Origin of the sequence: Antarctobacter heliothermus (assembly GCF_900188425.1) — a bacterium.
GTDB classification, from domain to species: domain Bacteria; phylum Pseudomonadota; class Alphaproteobacteria; order Rhodobacterales; family Rhodobacteraceae; genus Antarctobacter; species Antarctobacter heliothermus.
In genome coordinates this window covers 47,012-71,667 of sequence record NZ_FZON01000007.1, presented here as the reverse complement: position 1 = coordinate 71,667, position 24,656 = coordinate 47,012, and the positions used below count along the sequence as shown (strand labels likewise).

Sequence of the window (24,656 nt, the reverse complement as noted above, 5' to 3'; positions counted from 1 at the left end):
CGGTGAGAGATCCGCCGGAACGCGCCAGAAAGGGGAAGGACACGCGCTCTGCACGTCGGTCTTACCCTTTTGTGTGCAACAGGTCCAGCGCGGCGGCGTGCACCTGCGGCGTGGCGGCGGCCACCGCGCGCCCGCCCTCATGCACCGGGCCGCCCTCCCAGTTGGTGACAATGCCGCCTGCGGCCTCGATCACCGCGATGGGGGCCATGATGTCATAGGTTTGCAGCCCGGCCTCGATCACCAGATCGATCTGCCCCGCCGCCAGCAGCGCGTAGGCGTAACAATCCATGCCATAGCGCACCAGTTTCACCTGCGCCGCGACCCGTTCAAACCCGGCGCGATCATCGAGGGTTCCGACCTCGGGGAAGGTGGTGAACAGAATCGCCTGATCCAGTTGCCCCGTGGTACGCGTGCCCAGCGCGCCTGCGCCATGCGGCCCGGCGAATTCTGCCCGACCCAATCCGCCGCGAAACCGCTCTTGCGTATAGGGTTGATCGATCACGCCATAGAGCGGGCCTTGGGCGTCACGCACCGCAATCAGCACCCCCCATGTGGGCGTGCCGGACATGAAACCCCGTGTGCCGTCGATCGGGTCCAGAACCCAGGTCAGGCCGCTATCGCCCGCGCTGGTTCCATATTCCTCACCCAGAATCGCGTCGTTCGGTCGGCGCTGCGCCAGCAGATCGCGCATCGCGCGTTCCGCTGCCCGGTCCGCAACCGTCACCGGATCGAATGCGGCGCCGGTTGCCTTGTTTTCGGTGGCCAAACCGTGTTGACGAAAATAGGGCAGAATCACCTTACCCGCCGCATCGGCCAAGGCCTCAGCGGTTTCGATCACCTCGGTTACAAGGTTGGCTGCGATCCGGTCCATATGTCCCTCCTGTGCCCGTCACCGGGCTACAGCAGGGACAGGACCGGCTCAAGCCACCTCGGACAGCACGCGCGCCAGTTCAAACAGGCGGCGGCGCTGGTTTTCCGGGATCGCATAGTAAGAACGCACCAGATCCAGTGCCTCCTTGTCGCCCATGATGTCTGCCGGAACGGTTTCGCCGGTCTGTGATCCGGCGCCTTCGCTCTCGATTCCCTCAAAGAAGAAGTTCACGGGCACATCCAGTGCATCCGCAATATCCCAAAGCCGGGACGCGCTGACGCGATTGGCACCGGTTTCATACTTCTGAATCTGCTGAAACTTGATACCGACGCGTTCCGCCAGTTGCTGCTGGGTCATACCAACCAGCCACCGGCGATACCGAATGCGTTTGCCGACATGAACATCAACGGGATGCGCCATCTGAGTCTTCCTGTACAATGGGTGTGACCAGATGCGCCGGGATCGAACCCCATCCCCCCAGGACCAGCATCATCCTGCACTTACATATTAGAATTGCTACATCATAACGGGTCTTCAAATCAAGTCGCACGACCACCCAATGATGGAAAGTGAAACAGGAAAACACGACAAAGTTGAACGGGGATCTTATCCCTTTGGATACCTTTGCGGCACAAACGTGGGTTTCGGTGGCTTTGCCTTTGGCCCGATCTCGGCTAACCAGCGGCCAGATCATCAGCGGAGACTGCCATGCGCGCCTACTATCTGACCGACCACAACAGCCCGCCTTGCCTGACCGATATCGCGGTGCCAGAGCCCGCCTTGGGTGAGATCCGGCTGCGCATCGCCGCCTGCGGGTTGAACTTTGCCGATCTGCTTATGCAGACGGGCACCTATCAGGACACCCCCGCCCTGCCCTTTACCCTGGGGATGGAGGTTGCCGGTACCGTCGATGCATTGGGGCCGGATGTTGAGGGGTTCAAACCCGGTGACCGGGTGGCGGTGTTTGGTGGCCAAGGCGGACTGGCGGACTACGGCTGTTTTCCGGCCGCCCGCGCGGTGCATCTGCCTGACACGATGGGCTGGGTCGATGCGGCGGCCTTTCAGATTGCCTATGGCACCAGCCATGTGGCGCTGGACCACCGCGCCCGCCTGATGCCCGGTGAGACGCTGCTGGTGCTGGGGGCTGCGGGCGGTGTCGGCCTGACGGCGGTGGAGATCGGCAAGCTGATGGGCGCGCGCGTCGTCGCCTGCGCGCGCGGCGCGGACAAGCTGGCCGCCTCCAAGGCGGCGGGCGCCGACCACCTGATCGACGCCACCGATGCCGACATCCGCGCCGAGATGAAGGCGCTTGGCGGCGCGGATGTGGTCTATGACCCGGTGGGCGGCGACCAGTTTCAGGCCGCGTTCCGATCCTGCCGCCCCGAGGCGCGCATCCTGACCATCGGCTTTGCCTCTGGCGAGGTGCCACAGATCAAGGCCAACCACCTGCTGGTCAAGAACCTGTCGGTGATGGGTCTGTACTGGGGCGGGTATCTGGGCTTTCGCCCCGAGGTGCTGACCGGATCGCTGGCGCAACTGATGGCATGGCACGCCGAGGGGCGCATCACCCCCCATGTCAGCCATGTCCTGCCATTGGACCGCGCGGCAGAGGGGATGGAGCTGCTGCGCACCCGCAAATCCACCGGCAAGGTGGTCATCACGCTGGACGCCTGACGCCAAACTTTCGCCATAGGCGCGGGTTAACCACGGCGCAGGGGCCCCGGCCCCAGAGTGCGCCATCCCGGAAGGCCAGCCATGACCCGAACCGCCAATGCCTTGCTGATCTTCGTGGCGCATCTGCTGTTGTTGGCGCTTGGCGGCGCGGCGCTTGCCGTGCCGGAGATCATGCTGGCGCGGGTCGCGCAACTGGCCGGCCCGCTGGACACGCGCGACTGGCTGATGCGCGGTTTTGGCGCCGGGATGATCGCGCTGTCGCTGGCGCTGTGGATCGACACCCGCCGGGCAGAGGGCCACCCCGTGACCGGGCTGCTCTGGCTGATGGGCGCGGGGCTGACCGCCTGTTTCCTGCTCTATGCGCAACAACTGGGCGGATGGTGGATCGACGACGCGGGCATCACCTTTTCCTACGCGCGCTCCTTGGCCGAGGGCGCGGGCCTTACCTTTCAGCCCGGCCAACCACCGACAGAGGGCTATTCCAGCACGCTCTGGATGGCGACACTGGCGCTGGCGCATCTGCTGACCTTCGATATCCCCATGGCGGCCAAAACCATCGGCCTTGCGCTGACGGTCCTGACGCTGTGGATCAGCATGACATGGGTCTGGCGCGTGACCGAAAGCGCTCTGGCCATGGTGCTGAGCGTCGCGGCGATTGGCACCGCCCCCACCGTGGTCTGGGCGACCTCGGGGCAGGAACACGCGCTGCAAGCGCTACTCTTGCTGCTGATCGCGGTCGCCGCCCATCTGCGCCTCTGGCGGCTGCCGGTGGCGCTGCTGCTGTCGCTGCTGGTCTGGACCCGGCCAGAAACGCCGCTGATTGTCATCGCCGTCTTTGTCACCGCCCTCTGGATGACCCACCGGCAAGAGGGGCGCATCCGGCTGTGGCGCAACCTGATCCTTGCCGCCCTGCCCTTTGCCGCCTTTGTCGGGCTGATGGCCTTCAGGCTGCACTATTTCGGCGATCCCTTTCCCAACCCCTACCATGCCAAGACCTCTGCCAGCAGCCTGGCCGGGCTGATCAATCCCTTTGGCGGCGGCTGGCGCTATGTCTGGGCCGGGGTGCAGGACAGCGGGGTGCTGCTGCTGTTGCCGCTGGTGCTGGTGGTCGGCGCGGGCGACAGCCTGCCGCGCCGCTGGCTGATCTTTGCCGCGCTGGCCGGGCACATCGGCTTTGTCGTCTGGGCCAAGGGCGACTGGATGGGGCAGTATCGGTTCCTGATGCCAGTGCTGCCGCTGATCGTGCTGCCAGCGGTCATGGCCATCGACCACGCCTTTTCCCTGCGCGCGCGGGCTTGGCTTGCCACGATCGCCTCTATCGCGCTGTTTGCCAACACGCTGACTCAGCTGGACAGGTTCGACGCCGACCCGACCACGCCGCTGGCGGTGGTGTCAGAGATCGGCCAGAACTTTGCCAAGGTGGCCGAAAAAATGACCATCCAGACCCCGCTGCTCGCCCATCACGACGCGGGCGCAATCAGCTATGAACGCTCTATCGGGCTGGTCGATCTGGGCGGGCTGGTGGACCGCGACGTGGCCAGGAACATGGCCAACGCGGATTTCCTGCGCGCCTATATCTTTGAGCAGACACAGCCGCATTTCATCTTTGGCGCGCGCAACTTTGCCGCCGCGTCGGGCTTTCTGGACGGCCCGGAACTGGCCCGCGACTATGTCCCGCTGCGTTTTCCGAACCATCCGATCATGGAGAGCGACTATTCCCACATCCGCCGCGACGCGGTGCAAGAGGCGGATGGCATCACCCTCACCCGCGCCCCCGACGGCACCCTGACAGCGGTCATCGTGACCGATCTGGCCCCTTAGCCCGCCTGTTCCTTGGCCCAGACCATGTCGATCATCGCCTGTGTGCCACGGCTGAACTCCAGCGGGCAGGGATAGTGTACCCGGTCCAGCACGCTGGCGTTGAACGCCTCAACCTGATGGACATAGTGATTGTCCGACGGAAAGCGATAGGCCGTCTCCACCAGATCCTTGGACTGCACCAGCACCCGCGCCTCACCGTAAACGCCTGCGTTAAACGGCGCGGTCAGCTTCATCACGCCGTCCTCACCGTGAAAGACCACCTCTTGCCACGGCGCCATCCGCATAGAGACGATGCCGGTATAATGGTACGAGGGAAAGCGCGCGGTGATATGCGTCCAGACATCCACGCCGTTTTCACGCACGACCTCTGCCGACAGGATCTTTTCCGGCTCCTCGCCGGTCACAAACCGGGTTGCGCCATAAATATAGACGCCGATATCCGGCACCGCGCCGCCGCCGGTGTCCGCGCGGTTGCGGATGTTGTCCCCATCGGTGCGGTTGTCATAGGAAAACGCGGCTGACACGCGCACCAATTTGCCAATCGCGCCCTCCTGATACAGTTGGCTGGCCTTTTGCCACTGAGGGTGGTGGACAATCATAAAGGCCTCAGCCGCCAGCAGGCCGGTTTCATCGCGCTTGGCAATCACCGGGTCAAACTCTGCCGCCGCCATCGCCAGCGGCTTTTCCACCAGAACGTGTTTGCCCGCCTCCAGCGCCTTCAGCGCCCATTCGACGTGCAAATGGTTGGGCAGCGGCACATAGACCGCGTCGATCTCCGGGTCCGCCAATAGCGCGTCATAGCTGTCGTGCACCCGCAGCCCCGGTGCCAGCGCCGCAAAGGGCGCGGCCTTGTCCGGCGACGATGTCGCCAGCGCCGCCAGCCGCCCGCGTCGTCCCATGTGAAGGGCCGGTCCCATGTGTTGGCGGGCGAATTTCGCCGCTCCCAGAATCCCCCAACGAACGTGATCTGTCATACTGTGCTCCCCCAGTCGTTAGCGCCAACCTTACCGCATGTCGGCCTACCTGCAACTAGCGGCTTGATCCCGTTGACGCGCAATGGCATCAGCCGGAAAACCGCCGCCAACAACAGGCCAGATCCATGTTTCGTTCTCTAAGTTTCGCCTTGGCCGTCTCCGCCTTCGGGGCCGCCGCGCAGGACTGTGTGCCGTTGGGCGACGTCTGCCTGACGCCCGACGACACCGAGGTCAGGCTTGGCCCCGACACGCTGGGCGACCTGCACAAACTGGCGCAGACCCCGTGGGTGACGGCCGTCAGGCTGAAAGGCGATGGCGACGCGACGCGCGCCGTCGACCTGACGCCGATAGGCGACCTGCCGTCCCTGACCTACCTCAGGGTCGACGACCTGCCCGGCGCCCGCTGGGACACGCTGGACCAACCCGGCATTGTCGCGATCCGGCTCAAGGACAATGGCATCACGGACTTCGGCTTTCTCGCCGGAATGCCCCTGCTGAGGGGCCTGTGGATCAAGGAAGATCTTGGCCTTTCCGACCTTCCGCGCGAGACGCTGGGCACGGTCGAAAACCTGCGCCTGAACGGGCCTGACCTGCGAGACCTCAACGCGGACGGCGCGCTTGTGAACCTCAAGATCCTCGGCTTTGGGAATGTCTCCCTGCCCGACCTGCAAGGGCTGGGGCCGACCCCGGCGCTGGAAGTGCTGAATGTCGAGGGCGAACAGATCGACAGCCTCGACGGGTTGATCGTCGGCCCCGCCTTCAAGGACTTGCTGGCCAAGGAGTCGTCCCTGACCGATATTTCCGCGCTGGCACCGGCAGAGAACCTGACCACGGTTCACGCCAAGAACAGCCGCATCAACGACATCTCGGCACTCCGGGGCAAGACCAAGCTGTTGACGCTGTTCCTGACCGGAACCCAAGTGCAGGACCTGTCGCCCGTCAAGGATATGACCGCGCTGCAACTGCTCAGCTTTTCCGACACGCCGGTGACGGACATTTCGCCCTTGGCCGGTCTTCCGGAACTGGTGGCGATCTACATGAACGTGACCCGTGTCACCGATTTCACGCCGCTGCTGCAAAGCCGCAAGGACATCATCCTGCGGATCAACTCGGACCAGATCCTGGCCAGTGGCTTGCTACCGGATTTCATCGCCAACGAGGGCTGGAAGCGCGGCCCCCTCTACGAAAACTGACCAGCCATGAAAAAGCCCCCACCGGAGAACCGATGGGGGCCAACCCGTGCCTTTGAACAAGTGAGGGAAGCCTTGGGCCGGGTCTGAGAACCGGTTGCTCAGCCGGTCCTGTTTCAGGCGCTGGCCAGCATGCCTTGATCCTTGGCCAGTTCGCGCATCCGCTTTTGCAGTTTCTCAAAGGCGCGCACCTCGATCTGGCGGATGCGTTCGCGCGACACGTCGTATTGTCCCGACAGATCCTCCAGCGTGACCGCCGACTCTGCCAGACGGCGCTGGGTCAAGATGTCCTTTTCGCGGTCGTTCAGCACATCCATCGCCTCGGCCAGCAGGGCGCGCCGCGCCTCCAGCTCATCGCGTTCGGCGTAATCCCCGGCCTGATCGGCGTCTTCGTCCTCCAGCCAGTCCTGCCATTGCATCGTGCCCTCGCCCTCAGAGCCGACGGTGGCATTCAACGACGCATCGCCGCCCGACAGACGCCGGTTCATGCTGATGACTTCGGTTTCGGTCACGCCCAGATCGGTGGCGATCTTCTGTACATGTTCGGGGCGCAGGTCGCCCTCTTCCAGCGCACCGATGCGCGCCTTGGCCTTGCGCAGGTTGAAAAACAGCTTTTTCTGCGCGCTGGTGGTGCCCAGCTTGACCAGCGACCACGACCGCAGAATGTACTCCTGGATCGACGCGCGGATCCACCACATCGCATAGGTCGCAAGGCGAAAGCCTTTTTCCGGGTCAAACCGTTTGACCGCCTGCATCAGACCCACATTGGCCTCTGAAATCACCTCGGCCTGCGGCAGTCCGTAGCCGCGATAGCCCATGGCGATCTTGGCCGCCAACCGCAGGTGCGACGTGACCATCTGGTGCGCTGCCTCGGTGTCTTCATCCTCGACCCAGCGTTTGGCCAGCATGTATTCCTGTTCCGGCTCCAGTAGGGGAAATTTCCGGATTTCCTGAAGGTAACGGCTCAGGCCCGCTTCCGGCGAGGGTGCCGGCAAATTTGCATAGTTCGACATGATTTTTGTCCCTCCGTTCGGACCCGCATGTTACGGGGTTTAACATTAGTTAGGGAACTGAACGCTTCAGTTCAAGTCCTGATGGTCTCGGCGTTTCCTTTGACATGCAGCTATGACCGGCCACGGGTGGTGTCACGCTTTATGTCACAGCGTCACGAAGACGTGCTTCGTTCCACAAATCCCGTAATACATACAACAATGCATACTTGTACTGCAAATCCCGCCAATATTCAAGCGTTTCAGCATGAGTTACAACGCATTCGACCCGCCATCGGAAAGGAGCCTCTCATGCACGCCACCGCCCACAACCCCACCCAGAACCCTGCCCTGACCCGCAGCGCCGGAGCGCTGTACCTCGTGATTATCCTGTGCGGATTGACCGCCGAACTGGCCCTCAGAGGCCCGCTTTTGCAAGGCGCCCCCGATCAGATCGCCGCCGCGATGGCCGCGCAGCTGCCGCAACTGCGGCTCAGCCTCTTGGCGGATGTCATCATGCTGCTGGCGGACATAACGCTGGCGCTGGTGTTCTTCAGCCTGCTGCGGGACCGCGCCCCGGCGCTGGCCCGAGCCGCACTGGTGTTTCGTCTGGGTCAGGCGGTGCTGATCGGGGCCAGCCTGATGGCGCTGGCCAGCGCCCCTGCCCTGCTGGACGACCTGCCGCGGATGGCCGTCCACATGACCGACATGCACGCGCTTGGCTATGACATCGGCCTGATCCTGTTCGGCGTGAACAGCCTGATCATGGCGCGGCTGCTGGGCCTTGGCGACACGCCCCGGATCATTGCCGGGGGTATTGCGGCCGCAGGTATCGTCTACCTCACCGGCAGCCTGCTGCGCCTGACCGCCCCCGGCCTGTCGGCGGCGTTCGAACCCGCCTATCTGGTCTGTATCCTTGCGGAAAGCGCGCTCTGCCTGTGGCTGCTGATCACCGGACGGCTCTGACCGCCCCCCTTATCGTGCCTCAATCAAACTGCACGATCACACAGTCGAAATCCTCTTCGCTGATCACGCAGGTATGATGGCCGGTGCCATGGGTATCCTCCATCCGCCAGACGTCGCCGGGGCCAAAGTCGCGCGCCTCGCCGTCGCTGGCGGTTACGCGGATGGTGCCGGACAGCGGGATCAGGGTCTGGCGTTTTGGCGTCGGGTGGATCGGCTCATTCCAGCCCGCCACCAGCCGCAGGAACACCGTGGCCTTGGCGGCCTCACCCTCTGACACCAGAATACTGCGCGCGGGCGGCGCAAATTCGGTCTCGGTCAGCGCCACGCCCACGGCGCGCCAATGGCTTTCGCCCGCGTCGTCACAATACAACAGGTGATAGTGCATCAATCGCGCCCCCGGAAAACCCGGAGGATGCCACCGAAACCGCAATCGGCCAAGCCCTCAGATCGCGCGCAACGCCGCCAACAGGTCTGCCATATCGCCGGGCAAGGGCGACTCGAACATCAGCGGCTCGCCTGTCACCGGATGGTCAAAGCCCAACTCAGCCGCGTGCAAGGCCTGCCGGGCAAAGCTGCGCGCAGGCTCATAGGCCGCGCCCAGCGCCTTTTCCGACAGCTTGCGCCGCCCGCCATAGACCGGATCACCAATCAGCGCATGGCCCGCATGGGCCATATGCACCCGGATCTGGTGCGTGCGCCCGGTTTCCAGCCGACATTCCACCAGACTGACGCAGGCAGGTTGCCCGAACCGTTCCAGCAGTTTGACATGGGTGATGGCGTGCCGCCCCTGCCCGTCGAAATAGACCGCCTGCCGCTGGCGCTCGGTCTTGTGCCGCGCCAGCCCGCTGGTGATCGTCACCCCGCCGTCGGGACCGGGTTTGACGCCGCGCGTGTTCACCAGACGCGGGTCGGCGATTTCCGGCACCCCATGCGCCAGCGCCAGATAGGCCCGCCGCGCCGTGTGTTTTTCGAACTGCGCCGCCAGACCGTGATGCGCCCGGTCGGATTTCGCCACCACCAGCAGCCCGCTGGTGTCCTTGTCGATCCGGTGGACAATGCCGGGGCGCTTTTCGCCGCCTACACCAGACAGTTTGCCACCGAAATGATGCAGCAACGCGTTCACCAGCGTACCGTCCGGCGTTCCGGGTGCGGGATGCACCACCATGCCGGCGGGCTTGTCGATGACGATCACGTCATCGTCCTCCCAGACCACCACCAGCGGGATGTCCTGCGCCACCACGTCATAATCCTCGGCGGGCGGCACGGCGATGTCCAGCACGTCACCTACCGCCACCTTGGCCTTGGGGTCGGTCAGCACCACGCCGTCCCGGCTGACAGCGCCGCCTGCGATCAACCGCGCAAGCCGGGTGCGCGACAGCGCCGCCTCCTCTGGCACATCGCGTGCAAGCGCCTTATCAAGGCGCGGCGGCGGGTTGTCCGCGATTTCGACCCGAAGGATGTCCATGGTCTCTCCCGAACCCGAAGACGACAATTTGCCCGAACCGGCTGGCCTGCGTTTCCTGCGCGTGCTGGTCACGGTTCTGACGGTGGTGATGATGGCCGGGATCATCGGGATCCTCGGCCTGATCTGGCACCGCTATAGCAATGCCCGCGCGCCGCTGCCAGAGGTCATCACCCTGCCGGACGGCACGTCGGCCACCGCCTATACCCAAGGCAGCGATTGGTACGCGGTTGTCACCGGCGACGACCGCATCCTGATCTTTGACCGCGCGACGGGCAAACTGCGGCAGGAAATGCGGATAGAGACGGCCAAGTAGCCGGGCGCGTTGTGGCTGTACGGCGCGACCGCAAAACCTAAGCCTTGGTTAAAATGCCTCTGCAAGCCATTGAAGACGCTACGTCACCTTCCTGTCCACGCGTGGACAGGCCTATTCAAAGGCAATGGCAACGCTGCCGAAATCCCCAAAGTCCGCCTCGATCATCGACCCCGCCGGACACTCCACCGGCCGGATGAAAGACCCCGATAGCACCACATGCCCGGCCTCGATTTTCTGCCCATATCCGGCCAGTCTCTCGGCCAGCCAGACGATGCCCATGACCGGATCATTCAACACACCCGCGCCCAGCCCGGTCTCTTCCACCTCACCATCGCGGGCCAAAATCGCCCCGACCCAGCGCAGATCCACCAGCCTTGGATTCATAGGACGAGTCCCCAGAACGATGCCCGCATTGGCCGCATTATCGGCGATCGTATCGCAGACATTTCGCGCCCGCCCCGTCGCCGGATCCTTGCGCAAAATCCGCGTATCGAGAATTTCCAGCGCAGCACAGACATGGTCCGTCGCAGCCACCACATCCTCGCGCGTCACCGCCCCCTCCAGCGGCCCTTTCATCACAAAGGCGATCTCCGCCTCGACCCGAGGCTGAATGAACCGCCCCTTGGGCACCGCGCCGCCCGTCTCGAACACCATATCGTCCAGCAGAACGCCGCTGTCCGGCGTGTCGATGCCCAAGGCGTCCTGCATGGCGCGTGACGTCAGGCCGATCTTCCACCCCACCTGCCGCCGCCCCGCCGCCAGCTTGGCCGTCACCAATGCGGCCTGCACCGCATAGGCGTCTTCCATCGTCATGCCCGGATGCGCCAGCGACAGCAGACCGATCTGATCCCCCACCGCCTCGGCCCGCACCAAAGCATGGGCCGCCGCGTGTACCTCATCCTCTGTCACGCCTCGTCCTCCACCCCGTTGCGCAGGATGCCGATGCCCTCTGCCTCGACCTCGATCACATCGCCGGGTTTCAGCCAGACAGGCGGGTCCAGCCGCGCGCCCGCACCCGTCGGCGTGCCACAAACCAGCACATCCCCCGGCACCAGCGTGCAAAAGGTCGAGACGTAGTTGATGATGTAGCGAAAGTCATAGATCATCCGCGAGGTCCGGTCCCGCTGCCGCACCTCACCGTTCACCCGGCATTCCAGCGCGATATCATCCAGCTGCGCCGCATTGGTAAACGGCACCAGCCAAGGGCCAATCGCGCCGGACCGATCCCAGTTCTTGCCCTGCGTGACGTTGAACTTGGCGTGCCGCACCCAGTCGCGGATCGTGCCCTCATTGCACAGGGTCAGCGCCGCGACGTGATCATAGGCATCCTCGACCGGAATGCGCCGCCCGCCCTTGCCGATCACCAGCGCGATTTCACCCTCATAGTCCAGCTGCGGGCTTTCGGGTGGCCGAACAAGGTTTTCGCCATGCCCCACAAAGGTTCGCGGAAAGCGGATAAACAGCGAAGGCCGCCCCGCCGCCGCCTGCCCGTCCTTGTATTCGGCGTTGCGGTCCGGAAAGTTCACGCCGACGCAGATGATCTTTTCCGGCGCGGGGATCGGCGGCCGCAAGGTCACCGCCTCCAGCGGCAGGTCCGCCGGCCGTCCCGCCGCCTGCATGAAGACATCCTTCAAACCATCCGCCGCGATCACCTCGCGCAGGGTCGGCCAGTGCGGATTTGCCGTGGACAGGTCGATCACGCCGTCGCCGGTGTGCAGCCCGTAGGCCAGTTTGCCCGCATGGCGGTAGGTCACAAAATGCGGTGTCATCATGCCAGATCCCTCGCGATTTCGGTTATGACATCAAAGGCCATGGCCACATCGGCCTCTGTCGCGCCAAAGGCCCCGGCCTGAAAGCGGATCACCACCTGCCCGTCCACCTTGGTCTGGGTCAGATAGATGCGCCCGTCCGAGTTGATCGCCTCGACCAGTGCCAGATTATGCGCATCGTCGCCTGTGTGTCGAAACGTGAACAACGACAAAACCGGCGCGGTCACGATCTCAAAATCCGGCTCTGCCGCCAGCCGCGACGCCAGGTTCTGCGACCAGGTCACATGGTTGCGGATCACCTGCCGCAGTCCGTCCAGCCCATAGGATCGGATCAAGAACCACAGTTTCAGCGCGCGAAAGCGACGGCCCAGCGGGATCGACCATTCGCTGTAGTCGGTCACGTCCTCCGCGCCCAGCGTCTTGAGGTATTCCGGGCGGATCGCCAGCGTCTGGCGCAGCGCATCCGGGTCGCGGATGAAATGCGCCGAACAGTCGAACTGCGCGCCCATCCATTTGTGCGGGTTGAACACCATGCTGTCGGCCCGCTCGACACCCGTCCAAAGGACCCGGTTTTCGGGACAGATCATGCCCGCCCCGGCCCATGCCGCGTCAATGTGCAGGTACAGGTTTTCGGCCTCGGCTACGTCGGCCAGATCCCCCAGCCGGTCACAGGCGCCCATGCCGGTGGCCCCGGTCACGCCGATGATCCCGGCGGGCAGATGCCCTGCCGCGCGGTCCGCCGCAATCGCCGCACGCAACGCCGCCACGTCCATGGGGCGCAACGGGTCGTCCGCGACGACGGGCAATTTCACAAGGTTCTCCTGCCCCACACCCGACACCCAGGCCGCCCGGTCGATCGAGGTATGCACCTGATCCGAACAGTAGATCCGCACCGCCGGCCCGCCCGCCAGCCCCTTGGCGTTGCCCGCCCAGCCCAGCGCCCGTTCCCGCATCACCAGCACCGCCGCCAATGTGGCCGAGGACGCCGAGTCCTGTATCACGCCCTGGAACCCCTCCGGCAGGCCCACCGCCTGCCGCAGCCAGTCCAGCATCACGCCTTCCATCTCTGTCGCGGCCGGAGAGGTCTGCCACAGCATGCATTGCGGGGCGAGCATCGTGACCAGCATCTCGGCCAGCATCGAGGGCGGCGCGGCGTTGGCCGGGAAATAGGCAAAGAAACGCGGGTGCTGCCAATGGGTCAGCCCCGGCATCACGATCCGTTCAAAATCCTCAAGGATCGCCTCCATGCCCTCGGCCCCTTCGGGCGGGGACGCGGGCAACAGCGCCGCAATCTGACCCGGCACGACACGCGGCCGCACAGGGCACTCACGCAGGGTCTTGTGGTACTCCGCGCCAAACGCCACGGCCTTTTCACCCCATTGGGCGAATTCATCCCAGTCCATCTTGTCCTTCCTCTCAGGAAATTCCCTACTTGCCTGTGCCTCGTCGAGGCAGAGCCGCCGCCCTCGACCACGCGTCTGCCAGCGGAAATGCGCCGGTTGCGGCGCGCATCGCGTGCAGCGGAACACTCATGGCCTGTATAAACGGAACGGTATACACCGCCGGGTCGTGCCCGCCCCATGCCCCCGATCCATGTCGCGCCAACCTCGGCCTTCCTCCGACGGTTAACATGTTAAATACCGATCTGACTGTCAACAGGAGAAATCCTTGTCCCTGACCAAACACAGCCGCGAGGCCATTGCGCCTTTCGACACGCCGCGCACCTTGCCCAACGCGCTGCTGCGCGCGCGCGAGGCCGTCATGGACCGCTATCGGCCGATGTTGCGCGGGCTGGATGTCACCGAACAGCAATGGCGTGTCCTGCGGGTGGTGCAGGAGGCCGGCGAGATCGACGCCACCCACCTGGCCCGCACCGCGTTTGTGCTGGCACCTACACTGACCCGTATCCTCAAGTCGCTGGAAGCGCGCGATCTGATCACCCTGCGCACGGATGCAGCAGACCGCCGCCGCACCCAGGTCAGCATCGGCACCACGGGCCAGGCGCTGTTGCAGGAGGCGAGCCAGACACGCGCGCAGATTCTCTCGGAAATAGAGGCACGTCTTGGCGCGGATCGCATTGCCGACCTGCTGGAAATGCTCGAAAGCGTCACCCGTGATCTGGCTGCGTCACATACGGATGCACCCGACGACAAATGATCGACGCGGGTCAAGTCAAGCATCAGAGGGCAAGTATCAGGGGGGGAGAGTGGTACCACCTCCTGGTCTCGAACCAGGGACCTCTTGATCCACAATCAAGCGCTCTAACCAACTGAGCTAAGGCGGCACAGGGCGCTGAACAACAAGGTCCGGCGCCGAACGTAGGGCTATTTAGCAAAGCCAAAATCCAAGCGCAAGCCCCACGATCCCCCCGTTGCGGTGGAATTCCGGTGCGTCAAACCTGCGCCGAAAATCAACCCGCGTCGGGCAACTGCCGCTCTATCATCGCGCGCATGTCATCCGGCGGCGTTCGCTTGGTAAAACCCGCCGCGTCGATGAAAACACTGACCGTCCGAGACGAAAAACACAGCGTCCCATCCTGCAGACCATCGACGCGAAAGGTGATCGAGGTTTCCCCCAGCCGCACCGGCCAGACGTGGCAGACCAGCGGATGGCGCGGCGTGATTGGGGCGCGAAAATCCATCTCCAGCCGGACAAAGGGCGTGCCGACGTTGCGGTCCAGTTCCATCTGGAACCAGCCATCCCCGCCCAGGTTTTCGACCCACCAACTGTTGATCGCATCCAGCGCAAACCACGGGATGCGCCCGGTGTAGACGATCCTCGCCGGATCGCAGTCCCCCCATGTCACGCGGATTTCATGGCGGTGGGCGGTGCCGGGACGCGGCTCCACCTAGTAGGTCTCGACGTGATAGCGGCCCTCTTCGCGCAACACGTCGCGAAGATTGCGCCACTGATGCCCGATGCTTTCGGCGATGTTGGTAAAGGCGCGCTCTACGCCCTCTTCCATCTCTTTCAGGCCGCAGATGTAGATATGCGTCGCGGGGTCTTCCAGCATGTCGGCCACAATGTCCTCTTCGATGCGCATTCGGTCCTGCACATATTCCTTGTCCTGTCCGGGCATCCGGCTGAACACCAGATGCTTTTGCAGCACGCTGGACGGCACCTTGTTGAGCGGTCCGAAATAGGGCAGCGATTCGGGGGTGCGTGCGCCAAAGAACATGACCATGCCGCCGGATTTCTTGCCCACCGTGCGCTGGCGGGCCATGGTAAAGGCGCGCATCGGCGCCGATCCGGTGCCGGTGCAGATCATCAACAGCCGTGCGTCCGGGTCATTGGGCATCAGGAAGGTCGCGCCAAACGGTCCCGTCACCTGCACAGTGTCGCCCTTTTTCAGGTCGCAGACGTAGTTCGAACAGGTGCCACCGTCCTCACGTTTCACGGTCAACGAGACGTTGTGATAGCCTGCCCGCTCACCATCGCGCGGGCTGGACACGGAATAGAGCCGTGGCAGATGCGCCTTACCCTCGGCATCGGTGCCGGGGGCGATGATGCCCAGCGACTGCCCCTCCAACGCCGGAAACGGTTTGCCCTGAAAATCGAGGATGATGTGGCGCACGTCGGAATCCGATCCCTCGGCGGTCAGGCGATAGTTGCCCTGCACCACTGCCTCGACCGGGTTGCCAAGGTTGTAGAGGTTCACCGTGGGTTTCGTCGCCGACACGGGGGCGACCGCCTTGCCGCCCGCACCCTTGTGCGCCTCTGCCAACAGGGCGGCGACCGGGTCTGTGCCGCTCTCGACACCGGCATCCGCGCTGTCGGCCACGGCAACCTCACCCTGTTCGGGCAGTTCCATCCATTCATATTGCTCTTCGAGCGAATAGGGCGTGTCGACCACCCGCCATTCGTCGATAGAGCCGGTGGGACAGACCGGAATGCAATCCATGCAGAAATTGCAGGTCTCGGCATTCACCACCACATTGTTGTCATCATGTTCGATGGCGCCCACCGGGCAGGTCATCTCACAGGTGTAGCACCGGATGCAGATTTCGGGGTCGATCAGGTGCTGCTTCAATGGCGTGTTCATCGCGCCCCCCGGTTCAGAACGGCCTTGGGAAGGGCGATTGCCTCTATGAGGGCCTGACACAGACCCCGGCAATCCTCGCACCCGATGCAGCAGCCGATTTCACCCAGTTCGCGGGCGACCTCGGTGACACGCGGTGCGTGACCTACGTTGCGTTTGGTGATCATCGCGTTTCCTCCTCCGGCAATGCGGCCCGGCGCGGGCCTGTTCCCCGCGCCGGGCCAGATGTCTCACGCCATGTGCAGTTTGACGTATTCAAAATCGCCCGGCTTGTTATCAATGCCCACCTTTGGCGGCGCAATCCAGCTGGCGAATTTGCCCGGCTCATAGCACGGCTTCATCAGCGACTGGATGAAATCGCCGTCGCCATGGGTCGGCAGCCAGTTCGGCAGGCCCTTGTCGAACGCATCGCCCGAAACATGATTGCCATCGGGGTCAAAGTTATGCCCCGCGAACACACCGATCTTGCGGTTGAAGGACTGGTGCGGCAGCTTCAACTCAAACTCGATTCCGGTCTTTTCGATCAGCTTGTTCCAGCGCCCGACCCCGCCCGAGGCATCGCGGACATAGTCGTCGCGCAGACGCATGTTGATCGCGGTCAGCGCCGGCACGTCCTTTTCGACGATCTTGCCGTCCTCCAGATCCAGCACCTTGTAAGTGTCGTTCTTGAGCTGGTGATCGTCGTCGATCCGGCCTTCCATGTAGCGGCCCTTGATCCCTGCGTTGAACGCATTGGCCGCGTTGGTCGAGATTTCCTGACCAAACAGATCCAGCGACAGCGTGTAGTGCAGGTTCAGCTTTTTCTGGATGGTCGGCAGGTCGATCACACCCAGATCGCGGATCTTGTTCACGTCATAGGGGTCGCTGATGCCCGCCTTGTTCATCGCCTCGCAGGTGGCCTGAATGGTGCGCCCCACGCCGGTTTCGCCGACAAACATGTGGTGCGCCTCTTCGGTCAGCATGAATCGGCAGGTGCGGCTCAGCGGATCAAAGCCAGACTGCGCCAGAGATTCCAGCTGCATCTTGCCGTCGCGGTCGGTGAAATAGGTGAACATGAAGAACGACAGCCAGTCCGGCGTTTCCTCGTTGAACGCGCCCAGCATGCGCGGCGCCTCTTCGGACCCGGACGAGCGGATCAGCAGGTCATCCGCCTCTTCGCGACCATCCTTGCCGAAATACTTTTGCAGCAGGTAGACCATCGCCCAGAGGTGGCGGCCCTCTTCGACGTTGACCTGGAACAGGTTGCGCATATCGTACAGCGACGGCGCGGTCAGACCCAGAAAGCGCTGTTGCTCGACCGACCCCGGCTCTGTGTCGCCCTGAATGACGATCAGGCGCTTCATCAGGTTGCGGTATTCGCCCGGCACTTCTTGCCATGCCGGTTCGCCCATATGCTCACCGCAAGGGATCACACGACCCTCGACTTGCGGGGCCAGCAACACACCCCAGCGGTATTCCGGCATCTTGACGTAGTCGAACTTGGCCCAGCCCTTGGGGTCGACGCTGACGGCGGTGCGCAGGTAGACCATCGATTCCTGAAAGTTCTGCGGGATCAGCTTGTTCCACCAGTCGATATAACCGGGGTGCCATTTTTCCAGCGCCTTCAGCACCTTCTTGTCCGAGCTCAGACCCACGTTGTTGGGGATCTGGGTGTCGTAGCTCACGTTGATCAGATCGAGCATGTCTCACTCCCTTTGTGGTGTGGCGGGACATAGCCCGCCCTGTCGCGTTCAACGGGACCGACACGCGGCCGGGGCCCGCAGGGTGGGTTTTCAACCCACCACGGATGCGCGTCAGACGCGATCCATGTTGTAATCGCCCCGAATGCCGGTGCCATAGCGCTGCAGTGCGCCATCCGCGCCGACGGCATTGGGACGGATAAAGATCCAGTTTTGCCAGGCGGTCAGACGGCCAAAGATGCGGGTTTCCATGGTTTCAGGCCCGGCAAAGCGCAGGTTCGCCTCCATCCCCGTCATCGCATCCGGGCTGAACGACGCGCGCTCCTCCATGAAGATGCGCACCTCGTCCTCCCAGTCGATGTCGTCGAGGATCATGGTGACAAGCCCCTGCTCATCCGCCTCTTCGGCTTCCAGCGCCTCACCGATCTTCTCCTTCAGCGCCTCGACATGCTCCGGCTCCGCTAGAAAGCGGGTTTGCAGGCGGGTGATGCCGTTGCCCATCGGATAGGGGCCAAAGTTGTCCGCCGTCAGGGTCAGCGTCGCCGTCGGGCGGTTATCGCCCTCAAATTCGTCTTCCATCATATAGCTGCGGTCGACGGCAAAGAGGATTTCCGCCAGCACACCGACAAAACACGATCCATGCTCGATAAACGCCGCCAGCGAGCGGGAGGTCACGTCGATCCGTTTCAGCGTGCGTTTCCAGAACTGGCGCACCTCGTTGGCCAGCCAGTGATCGGCGTTCGCGGCCAACAGCGCCTCATGCGCGGCCAGTTTCTCCGGGTCGCCCTGCGTGCGGAAAATCCACAGGCCCAGCGCCATCTCGTTCAGCCGCAGGTGCAGGATCGCGTCCTCCAGCTCGCGGCAAAGCTTCAGCATGTAGGCCTGATCGCCCTGCGCCTGAAAGGCCTCCATGTCGGCGGGCGCATCCTCTTCCGGCCCTTTCAGAGTGATCACCGCCTTGCGCCCGGCCCGGTCCAGTTCAACCTCGACCAGCGAATAGGTCACCGCGTCGTCGGTGATGGTGCGCGACAACGGGCCAAGGGTGATGCCCTCTGCCACGTCGGCCTTTTTCGAGGACGCCGCAAATTCGCGGGCGCGTTCGGCGACGGTGTCATCGAACTTCGAATTCGGGATCACCTCGTCGACCAGCCGCCAGTCCTTGGCGCGCTTGCCCTTTACGCCCTCTTCGATCGAACAGAAGATGTCGGCCCGATCACGGCGCACTTTGCGTTTGTCGGTGACGCGGGTCAGCCCGCCGGTCCCCGGCAGCACCGCCAGCAGCGGCACCTCGGGCAGACCCACGGACGAGGTGCTGTCATCGGTCAGCATGATGTGGTTGCAGGCCAGCGCCAGCTCATACCCGCCCCCGGCGCAGGCGCCTTTGACGGCAGCGATGTAGTTCTGGCCGCTTTCCTCTTCGGCGGCCTCATAGGCATTGCGCGTCTCGTTGGTGAACTTGCAAAAGTTCACCTTGTGGCCATGCGCCGCCCCGCCCAGCATCCGGATGTTCGCGCCGGCACAGAACACGCCGGTCTTGCCCGACCGCATGACGACGGTCTTGACCTCGGGGTGTTCGAACCGCATCCGCTGCACCACATCGTTCAGCTCGATGTCGACGCCCAGATCGTAGGAATTCAGCTTCAGCTTGTAGCCCTCAAACAGGCCACCGTCCTCATCCACATCCATGTACAGGTTAGCCACCGGACCGTCATATTCGACACGCCAGTGGCGGTAGTGGGCCGGGTCTGTCTGAAAGTCGATCATCTTGGTCATCGGGTCCTCCCTAGTCGTGAAGTTGCAGGCAACGTACATCAATGGGAAAAGTAAGTAAACTTATGTATGCATAATAAAGCACAAAAATTCACGTTCGCCTTCAATGGCTTGCGCAATTCAGCGCCAATCTTACGGCGCGTGTGCATTATATTTCACATATCGCCGCCTCTTCGATAGAATCGATCATAGCGTGGACCCTCTCCGCGCCAAACGTCATGATCTGCACATTGCGCGCCTCGGGCAAAAGCCCGCGCGCAATCGCGCACAGGCGCAGCGCGGCCTTGGGGCGATCCATGCGCAGTTTCAACAGTCCATTGGCGGTCTGGATCAGGGCTTGTACGAAACGCCGTTCAACGCTGTCCTCGGGCAGTGCCATCCAGACCGGCTCCAGCACCTCATGGGCCTCCCAGTAAAACCCACGTTCGATGTAGAACAGCCCGTGGCGAAACGCATCGCTCTGCGCGAGATCCGCAGGGGTCATTCCCGGCTGCGCAGATGCGCTGATCGAGTCGAACAGCCCGTCAGGCGGGCGCGCGGTGCGTCCCGGCACATAGGCTTGCGCCGGGATGAACCAGCCCGCCTGAGTCACGCGACTTCGGGTTCGGCGGCTTCGATCCGCTCCAGCCGGGCACAGAACGCGGCGATCCCTGCCACCACCCGCTCTGGCTGATCCAGATGCGGGGAGTGTCGGCAATCATCCAGGATCAGGGTTTCGACCGGCGCATAACTGCGGCTGTCCAGTTCCTCGATCTGCGCCAGCGTGCCGTATTGGTCGTCGCGCCCCTGCACCGCCAGAGCCGGGATGCGCAAGTAGTCGATGACATCCGCCACGTTCCAGTCCTTGAAATCCGGGTGCAGCCAACTGTCGTTCCAGCCGAGAAAGGCGTTGTCCGGGTCGCGGTGATAGCGCGCCATTTTCTCGCGCAGGTCTCCGGTTTCAAAACCCGCCTTCGCCTTGGCGATCTCGGCCAACCCGGCCTCTTCGGTAAAGAAATGCGGCGCCATCAGCACAAGCGCCCGCACGCGCGCATCAGACACGCTGCCGGCGTAAATTGCCGCGATCGTCGCGCCATCGCTGTGGCCGACAAGGACACCGCGCTGAAAACCGATCTCCTCCAGCACCTGCGGCAAGACATCCACCGCCTCGCGCGTCATGTAGCCCAGCGGGCGCGGCAGGTCCGCCGGGTCCGATTGACCATAGCCCGCCCGCGAATAGACAAACACGCCAAAGCCGGTGGCCTTTGCCAGCGCCTGCGGGAAATCACGCCACAGCGCCACGGCGCCCAGCCCCTCGTGCAACAGGACCAAGGTCGGCGCCTTGTCAGGGGCGGGACCGAAACAAGCATACTCCAATGCCTTGCCACCTGCCGTCAGCCGTCCGTTTTCCGTCCACTCTACCGTCATGTCTGCGCCCTCAGCTTGAACCGTTGAATCTTGCCCGTCGCGGTCTTGGGCAGGTCATCGACCACCTCGACCCAGCGCGGGTATTTCCACATACCGATCTTGTCTTTCACGAACTCCTTGAGGTCTTCGACCGCCGCGGCGTCCTGCCCTTCCTTGAGCACGATATAGGCCTTGGGCTTGTCCAGCCCCTTGTCGTCGGCGCAGGCCACCACTGCCGCCTCCAACACGGCGGGATGTTCGACAAGGGCCTGTTCCACCTCAAAGGGGCTGACCCAGATGCCCGACACCTTGAACATGTCGTCCGTGCGCCCGCAGTAGACAAAGCGCCCCTCAGCGGTGCATTCGTATTTGTCGCCGGTCCGGGTCCAGTGCCCCTCAAACGTCGACCGCGACTTGTGCCGCTTGTTCCAATAGCCATCCGCCGCCGATGGGCCGCGCACCAGCAACTCGCCAACTTCTCCTGCGCCGACATCCTCATCGTGTTCATCCACCAGCCGCACCTCATAACCGGGGACCGCCGTGCCGGAAGTGCCATAGACGATGTCGCCGGGACGATTGGACAGGAAGATGTGCAGCATCTCGGTCGAGCCGACGCCATCGACAATCTCGGTGCCGGTCAACCTGTGCCAGCGTTCGCCCACCTCACGCGGCAGCGCCTCACCGGCAGAGGTACACAGGCGCACAGCCATCCCCTGCGGCAGGCCGGTCTTTTCCAAAGCGGCGCTCATCGCGGCGTAAAAGGTCGGCACGCCGCAAAACAACGTCGGACGATGCGTCCCAAGGATGCCGGACACCACCTCTGGCGTCGGCCGCCCCGACAACAGCACTGTCGTCGCGCCCACCGACAGGGGAAAGGACATCGCGTTGCCCAGACCATAGGCGAAAAAGATCTTGGCCACCGAATAGACGATGTCGTCCTCACGGATGCCAAGCACCTGCGCGCCAAAAGTGTCTGCCGTGGCCTTGAGGCTGGAATGCACATGCCGCACGCCCTTGGGCTGGCCGGTGGACCCGGAAGAGTACAGCCAGAATGCCATCTCATCCTCATGCGCCTCAACCGCCGTCTCAATCGGCGCGTCCGCGACAAACTGCTGATAGCTCTCGGTGCCCTCGGGCGCCTCCCCGATCACCAGCACCGCGCGCAGATACGGGTTGTCGGCAACCACCGGCTGCACCGTCGGCCACAGCTTTTCCGACACCACAAGGATAGAGGCGCGACTGTCGGTGAGGATGACATCGTAGACCGGCGCCGACAGCAGCGTGTTCAACGGCACCGGGATCGCCCCGGCCTTGAGCGCGCCCCAAAAGATCACCGGACACTCGATCTGATCCTGCACGATCATGGCAACCCGCTCTTCGCGGCGCACCCCATGCCGATGAAGCGCCCCGGCGAACCGCCCGCTTTGCTCTGCCAGTTGCCCGAAAGTCAGGCTGCGCTTGTCGCCATCCGCTTCTTGGAAGGCCACCTTGTCGGCGCGCCCCTCGTCCACATGGCGGTCGACAAAATACAATGCTGCGTTTTCGTTCATGACGTGGCCTCCTCCCTGCCTGTCACCCGCGCCGCATGGCGGCACATATCGTCGCTCTGATCCCCGAAGCAGCCTCACCCGACACGCCCCTTGCAGACAGGACCGATACGCGCCTGGCCCGGTCGACCTCCTCGCCGCCTCCCCCGGTTTCGGCGCGTCGCCTCCTGCGGAATCAAATCTTTGGTAAGCGTACACCTTATTTTTCAAAGATGCAATTTCATGCACTCCAATTGCCGAGCCGTTCACAAAAATGCACTATACTGCACAACTCACATCCACCCCGCCCTAGGCAAAAGCGCAGCACGATGACAATATGCGTACTTGCGACTTTCACCGGCTGGCCTACCCTGCGGACATGCACGCGATCTATAACATGCCCGGACACCTGATCCGCCGTCTGCAACAACTGTCCTCGTCGATCTTCGCCGAACAGATGAGGGCGACCGGATCTGACCTGACTTCGCCGCAATTCGCGGCCCTGGCGATGTTGCAGGAACATCCCGGCATTGATCAGGCAACATTGGCCGGGCTGATCGCACATGATCGCGCCACCATCGGCGGGGTGATCGAACGGCTGTGTGCCAAGGGGCTGATCGAACGGCGCACCAACCCTTCTGACCGCCGGGCAAAGGTGCTGGCCCTGACGCCGGAAGGCGAAAGGCGCATCGCCCATATCCGCCCCATCGTCGAGACCATGCAAAAGAACCTGCTGGTTGGGCTGGACGAGGCCGAAAAGGCAGAGTTCATCCGGCTGGCCGCCAAGGTCGCCGCCGCTGGCAATGACCGGACGCGCGCGCCCTTGCGGATGCCCAAGGACAAGGCCGACTGACCTCCACGTTGACCGGACCGCGTTGATCATCGCCGCGCGACATGCCATCCCTTGCCGCAACCGCGTTGAGGAGGGGATCACATGTCGGACACCATTCTTGTCACCGATCACGGCACATGGGCCGAGGTCACGTTGAACCGGCCCGACCGGCTGAACAGCTTTACCCCCGACATGCATCTGGCCCTGCGTGCCGCCCTGACCCGCGCGGCAGCGGATGACAAGCGCGCGCTGCTGCTGACCGGCGCGGGACGCGGCTTTTGCGCCGGGCAGGATCTGGGCGACCGCGATCCGCGCAAGATGGACGGCCCGCCCGATCTGGGTGAGACGGTGCGCAGCTACTGGGCGCCGCTGGTGCGCCAGATCCGCGCCCTGCAAATGCCGGTGATCTGCGCCGTCAACGGTGTGGCCGCCGGGGCCGGGTCCAGCGTGGCGCTGGCCTGCGACATGGTGCTGGCCGCCCACAGCGCCAAGTTCATCCAGTCCTTTGCCAAGGTCGGGCTGATCCCCGACACCGGCGGCAGCTGGCACCTGACCCAGCTGCTGGGGCGCGCCCGCGCCATGGGCCTTGCCCTGACAGCCCAGCCCTTGCCCGCCCAACAGGCCGAAGATTGGGGCCTGATCTGGAAGGCGCTGCCGGATGAGACATTGATGGACGAGGCGCGCAAGCTGGCCGCCCAGTTCGCCGATGGCCCGACCTTTGGCTTTGCCAGCACCAAGCAGGCGATTGATGCGGCGGCGACCAACACGCTGGACGCCCATCTGGATCTGGAGGCCGAGTTGATGAAGGCCTGTGGCGAACACCCCGACTATGCCGAAGGCGTCGCCGCCTTTCTGGACAAACGCGCGCCGAAGTTCACCGGAGAGCGGTAAACCGCTCCTTCACAGGTCAATTTCCCAGCCCTGCTCCACCACGTCCACGCCAAAGCTGACCTTTGGCGTGGTCCGCACCAGCCGCCAGCCGGTTTTCTGGTACAGGGCGCAGGCGGCGCGGTGGCTTTCGTGGGTCCACAGCACCATGCGACGATAGCCACGGTCCCGCGCAAACCCCATGCATTCGGCCAGCAGGCGTTTGCCCAGCCCCTTGCCGCGCGACTCTGGCATCAGAAAAAACAGCCGCAACTTGGCCGTTTCCGCATCCTCGCGCACACAAAAGATGCTGCCCAATCGCTGCGCCCCCTGCCACGCGACAAAGCCGCGTTCGCCCGCCGGGTCATGACCTGCGTCAAAATCCTCCAGGATCTGCCGCACCAGCGCCGGGAACGTCTCATCAAAACCTTCGTCGCGCGCATAGAGGCGACGGTGCTGCGCCACCAGCCAGTCGATGTCGCCGGGGCCAAGAGGTTTCAGGTCTATCTCCATCCGCCGATACAA

Annotated in this window: 26 protein-coding genes and 1 tRNA gene; 8 read left to right on the top strand and 19 right to left on the bottom strand. The window is 63.6% G+C overall.

What is annotated here, in order from left to right; genetic code table 11:
• Positions 1-61 precede the first annotated feature (61 nt).
• Positions 62-871 carry a histidinol-phosphatase gene (gene hisN / locus CHB90_RS05740; RefSeq protein WP_089276900.1) on the bottom strand — a complete coding sequence of 270 codons (810 nt, stop codon included), beginning with the start codon at positions 869-871 and terminating at the stop codon, positions 62-64.
• A 48-nt stretch (positions 872-919) separates the two neighbouring features.
• Positions 920-1,291, bottom strand: coding sequence for a helix-turn-helix domain-containing protein (locus CHB90_RS05735; RefSeq protein WP_089276899.1), 372 nt, complete (start codon positions 1,289-1,291; stop codon positions 920-922).
• Positions 1,292-1,579: 288 nt separating this feature from the next.
• Here CHB90_RS05735 and CHB90_RS05730 point away from each other — a divergent pair, with 288 nt between their 5' ends.
• Positions 1,580-2,545: an NADPH:quinone oxidoreductase family protein gene (locus CHB90_RS05730; RefSeq protein ID WP_089276898.1), complete on the top strand. Its 966-nt coding sequence runs from the start codon at positions 1,580-1,582 to the stop codon at positions 2,543-2,545.
• Between the two features lie 81 nt (positions 2,546-2,626).
• Positions 2,627-4,366 carry a hypothetical protein gene (locus tag CHB90_RS05725; protein WP_089276897.1) on the top strand — a complete coding sequence of 580 codons (1,740 nt, stop codon included), beginning with the start codon at positions 2,627-2,629 and terminating at the stop codon, positions 4,364-4,366.
• Here the strand turns inward: CHB90_RS05725 and CHB90_RS05720 are convergent.
• Positions 4,363-5,340 carry a Gfo/Idh/MocA family protein gene (locus CHB90_RS05720; protein WP_089276896.1) on the bottom strand — a complete coding sequence of 326 codons (978 nt, stop codon included), beginning with the start codon at positions 5,338-5,340 and terminating at the stop codon, positions 4,363-4,365. The genes CHB90_RS05725 and CHB90_RS05720 overlap by 4 nt on opposite strands.
• A gap of 125 nt (positions 5,341-5,465) precedes the next feature.
• On the opposite strand from CHB90_RS05720, the gene CHB90_RS05715 reads away from it, so the two are divergent.
• Positions 5,466-6,533: a leucine-rich repeat domain-containing protein gene (locus CHB90_RS05715; protein ID WP_089276895.1), complete on the top strand. Its 1,068-nt coding sequence runs from the start codon at positions 5,466-5,468 to the stop codon at positions 6,531-6,533.
• Positions 6,534-6,646: 113 nt separating this feature from the next.
• On the opposite strand, the gene rpoH is transcribed toward CHB90_RS05715, so the two are convergent.
• A complete protein-coding gene (gene rpoH / locus CHB90_RS05710) occupies positions 6,647-7,543 on the bottom strand; it encodes an RNA polymerase sigma factor RpoH (RefSeq protein WP_089276894.1) in 897 nt (298 codons plus the stop codon).
• 288 nt (positions 7,544-7,831) lie between these two features.
• Between rpoH and CHB90_RS05705 the strand changes: the two genes are divergently transcribed.
• A complete protein-coding gene (locus tag CHB90_RS05705) occupies positions 7,832-8,485 on the top strand; it encodes a DUF4386 domain-containing protein (RefSeq protein ID WP_089276893.1) in 654 nt (217 codons plus the stop codon).
• 19 nt (positions 8,486-8,504) lie between these two features.
• On the opposite strand, the gene CHB90_RS05700 is transcribed toward CHB90_RS05705, so the two are convergent.
• The gene (locus CHB90_RS05700; RefSeq protein WP_089276892.1) at positions 8,505-8,870 is read right to left on the bottom strand and encodes a cupin domain-containing protein; all 366 of its coding nucleotides are present in this window, start codon (positions 8,868-8,870) and stop codon (positions 8,505-8,507) included.
• A gap of 57 nt (positions 8,871-8,927) precedes the next feature.
• Positions 8,928-9,950, bottom strand: a complete 1,023-nt coding sequence (locus tag CHB90_RS05695) for an RluA family pseudouridine synthase (RefSeq protein ID WP_089276891.1) — start codon at positions 9,948-9,950, stop codon at positions 8,928-8,930.
• Here CHB90_RS05695 and CHB90_RS05690 point away from each other — a divergent pair.
• A complete protein-coding gene (locus CHB90_RS05690) occupies positions 9,949-10,263 on the top strand; it encodes a DUF6476 family protein (RefSeq protein ID WP_089276890.1) in 315 nt (104 codons plus the stop codon). The two genes, CHB90_RS05695 and CHB90_RS05690, sit on opposite strands and share 2 nt — an antisense overlap.
• A gap of 111 nt (positions 10,264-10,374) precedes the next feature.
• On the opposite strand, the gene hpaH is transcribed toward CHB90_RS05690, so the two are convergent.
• The 3 genes from hpaH to CHB90_RS05675 are packed head-to-tail and all read right to left on the bottom strand — an operon-like array spanning position 10,375 to position 13,435.
• Positions 10,375-11,172 (bottom strand): 2-oxo-hept-4-ene-1,7-dioate hydratase, encoded by a 798-nt coding sequence (hpaH, locus tag CHB90_RS05685; protein WP_089276889.1) that lies wholly within the window; start codon positions 11,170-11,172, stop codon positions 10,375-10,377.
• Positions 11,169-12,032 carry a fumarylacetoacetate hydrolase family protein gene (locus CHB90_RS05680; protein ID WP_212591568.1) on the bottom strand — a complete coding sequence of 288 codons (864 nt, stop codon included), beginning with the start codon at positions 12,030-12,032 and terminating at the stop codon, positions 11,169-11,171. The genes hpaH and CHB90_RS05680 overlap by 4 nt, the downstream gene beginning before the upstream one ends.
• The gene (locus tag CHB90_RS05675) at positions 12,032-13,435 is read right to left on the bottom strand and encodes a pyridoxal phosphate-dependent decarboxylase family protein (RefSeq protein ID WP_089276887.1); all 1,404 of its coding nucleotides are present in this window, start codon (positions 13,433-13,435) and stop codon (positions 12,032-12,034) included. Before CHB90_RS05675 ends, CHB90_RS05680 begins: the two co-directional genes overlap by 1 nt.
• A 265-nt stretch (positions 13,436-13,700) precedes the next feature.
• On the opposite strand from CHB90_RS05675, the gene hpaR reads away from it, so the two are divergent.
• Positions 13,701-14,189 (top strand): homoprotocatechuate degradation operon regulator HpaR, encoded by a 489-nt coding sequence (gene hpaR, locus CHB90_RS05670; protein ID WP_245823175.1) that lies wholly within the window; start codon positions 13,701-13,703, stop codon positions 14,187-14,189.
• A 50-nt stretch (positions 14,190-14,239) separates the two neighbouring features.
• On the opposite strand, the gene CHB90_RS05665 is transcribed toward hpaR, so the two are convergent.
• The 9 genes from CHB90_RS05665 to CHB90_RS05630 form a co-directional block, all read right to left on the bottom strand.
• Positions 14,240-14,316, bottom strand: a tRNA-His gene (locus CHB90_RS05665).
• Positions 14,317-14,442: 126 nt separating this feature from the next.
• Positions 14,443-14,880 (bottom strand): acyl-CoA thioesterase, encoded by a 438-nt coding sequence (locus tag CHB90_RS05660; protein WP_089276886.1) that lies wholly within the window; start codon positions 14,878-14,880, stop codon positions 14,443-14,445.
• Complete coding sequence (boxA, locus tag CHB90_RS05655; protein WP_089276885.1) at positions 14,881-16,074, bottom strand: benzoyl-CoA 2,3-epoxidase subunit BoxA; 1,194 nt, start codon at positions 16,072-16,074, stop codon at positions 14,881-14,883.
• Positions 16,071-16,238 (bottom strand): hypothetical protein, encoded by a 168-nt coding sequence (locus CHB90_RS26490; protein ID WP_170940989.1) that lies wholly within the window; start codon positions 16,236-16,238, stop codon positions 16,071-16,073. Before CHB90_RS26490 ends, boxA begins: the two co-directional genes overlap by 4 nt.
• Positions 16,239-16,301: 63 nt before the next feature.
• Positions 16,302-17,753, bottom strand: coding sequence for a benzoyl-CoA 2,3-epoxidase subunit BoxB (gene boxB / locus CHB90_RS05650; protein ID WP_089276884.1), 1,452 nt, complete (start codon positions 17,751-17,753; stop codon positions 16,302-16,304).
• Positions 17,754-17,864: 111 nt separating this feature from the next.
• Entirely contained in the window at positions 17,865-19,523 is a 1,659-nt protein-coding gene (gene boxC, locus CHB90_RS05645) for a 2,3-epoxybenzoyl-CoA dihydrolase (RefSeq protein WP_089276883.1), read from the bottom strand.
• A gap of 145 nt (positions 19,524-19,668) precedes the next feature.
• Positions 19,669-20,112, bottom strand: coding sequence for a DUF309 domain-containing protein (locus CHB90_RS05640; RefSeq protein ID WP_089276882.1), 444 nt, complete (start codon positions 20,110-20,112; stop codon positions 19,669-19,671).
• Complete coding sequence (locus CHB90_RS05635; protein ID WP_089276881.1) at positions 20,109-20,927, bottom strand: alpha/beta fold hydrolase; 819 nt, start codon at positions 20,925-20,927, stop codon at positions 20,109-20,111. The genes CHB90_RS05640 and CHB90_RS05635 overlap by 4 nt, the downstream gene beginning before the upstream one ends.
• On the bottom strand, positions 20,924-22,456 hold the full coding sequence (locus CHB90_RS05630; protein ID WP_089276880.1) for a benzoate-CoA ligase family protein: 1,533 nt from the start codon (positions 22,454-22,456) through the stop codon (positions 20,924-20,926). Before CHB90_RS05630 ends, CHB90_RS05635 begins: the two co-directional genes overlap by 4 nt.
• 313 nt (positions 22,457-22,769) lie before the next feature.
• Between CHB90_RS05630 and CHB90_RS05625 the strand changes: the two genes are divergently transcribed.
• Positions 22,770-23,285 (top strand): MarR family winged helix-turn-helix transcriptional regulator, encoded by a 516-nt coding sequence (locus CHB90_RS05625; RefSeq protein ID WP_245823174.1) that lies wholly within the window; start codon positions 22,770-22,772, stop codon positions 23,283-23,285.
• An 81-nt stretch (positions 23,286-23,366) separates the two neighbouring features.
• Positions 23,367-24,155: a 2-(1,2-epoxy-1,2-dihydrophenyl)acetyl-CoA isomerase PaaG gene (gene paaG, locus CHB90_RS05620; protein WP_089276879.1), complete on the top strand. Its 789-nt coding sequence runs from the start codon at positions 23,367-23,369 to the stop codon at positions 24,153-24,155.
• A gap of 9 nt (positions 24,156-24,164) precedes the next feature.
• On the opposite strand, the gene CHB90_RS05615 is transcribed toward paaG, so the two are convergent.
• The gene (locus tag CHB90_RS05615) at positions 24,165-24,644 is read right to left on the bottom strand and encodes a GNAT family N-acetyltransferase (RefSeq protein ID WP_089276878.1); all 480 of its coding nucleotides are present in this window, start codon (positions 24,642-24,644) and stop codon (positions 24,165-24,167) included.
• Between the last annotated feature and the right edge of the window lie 12 nt (positions 24,645-24,656).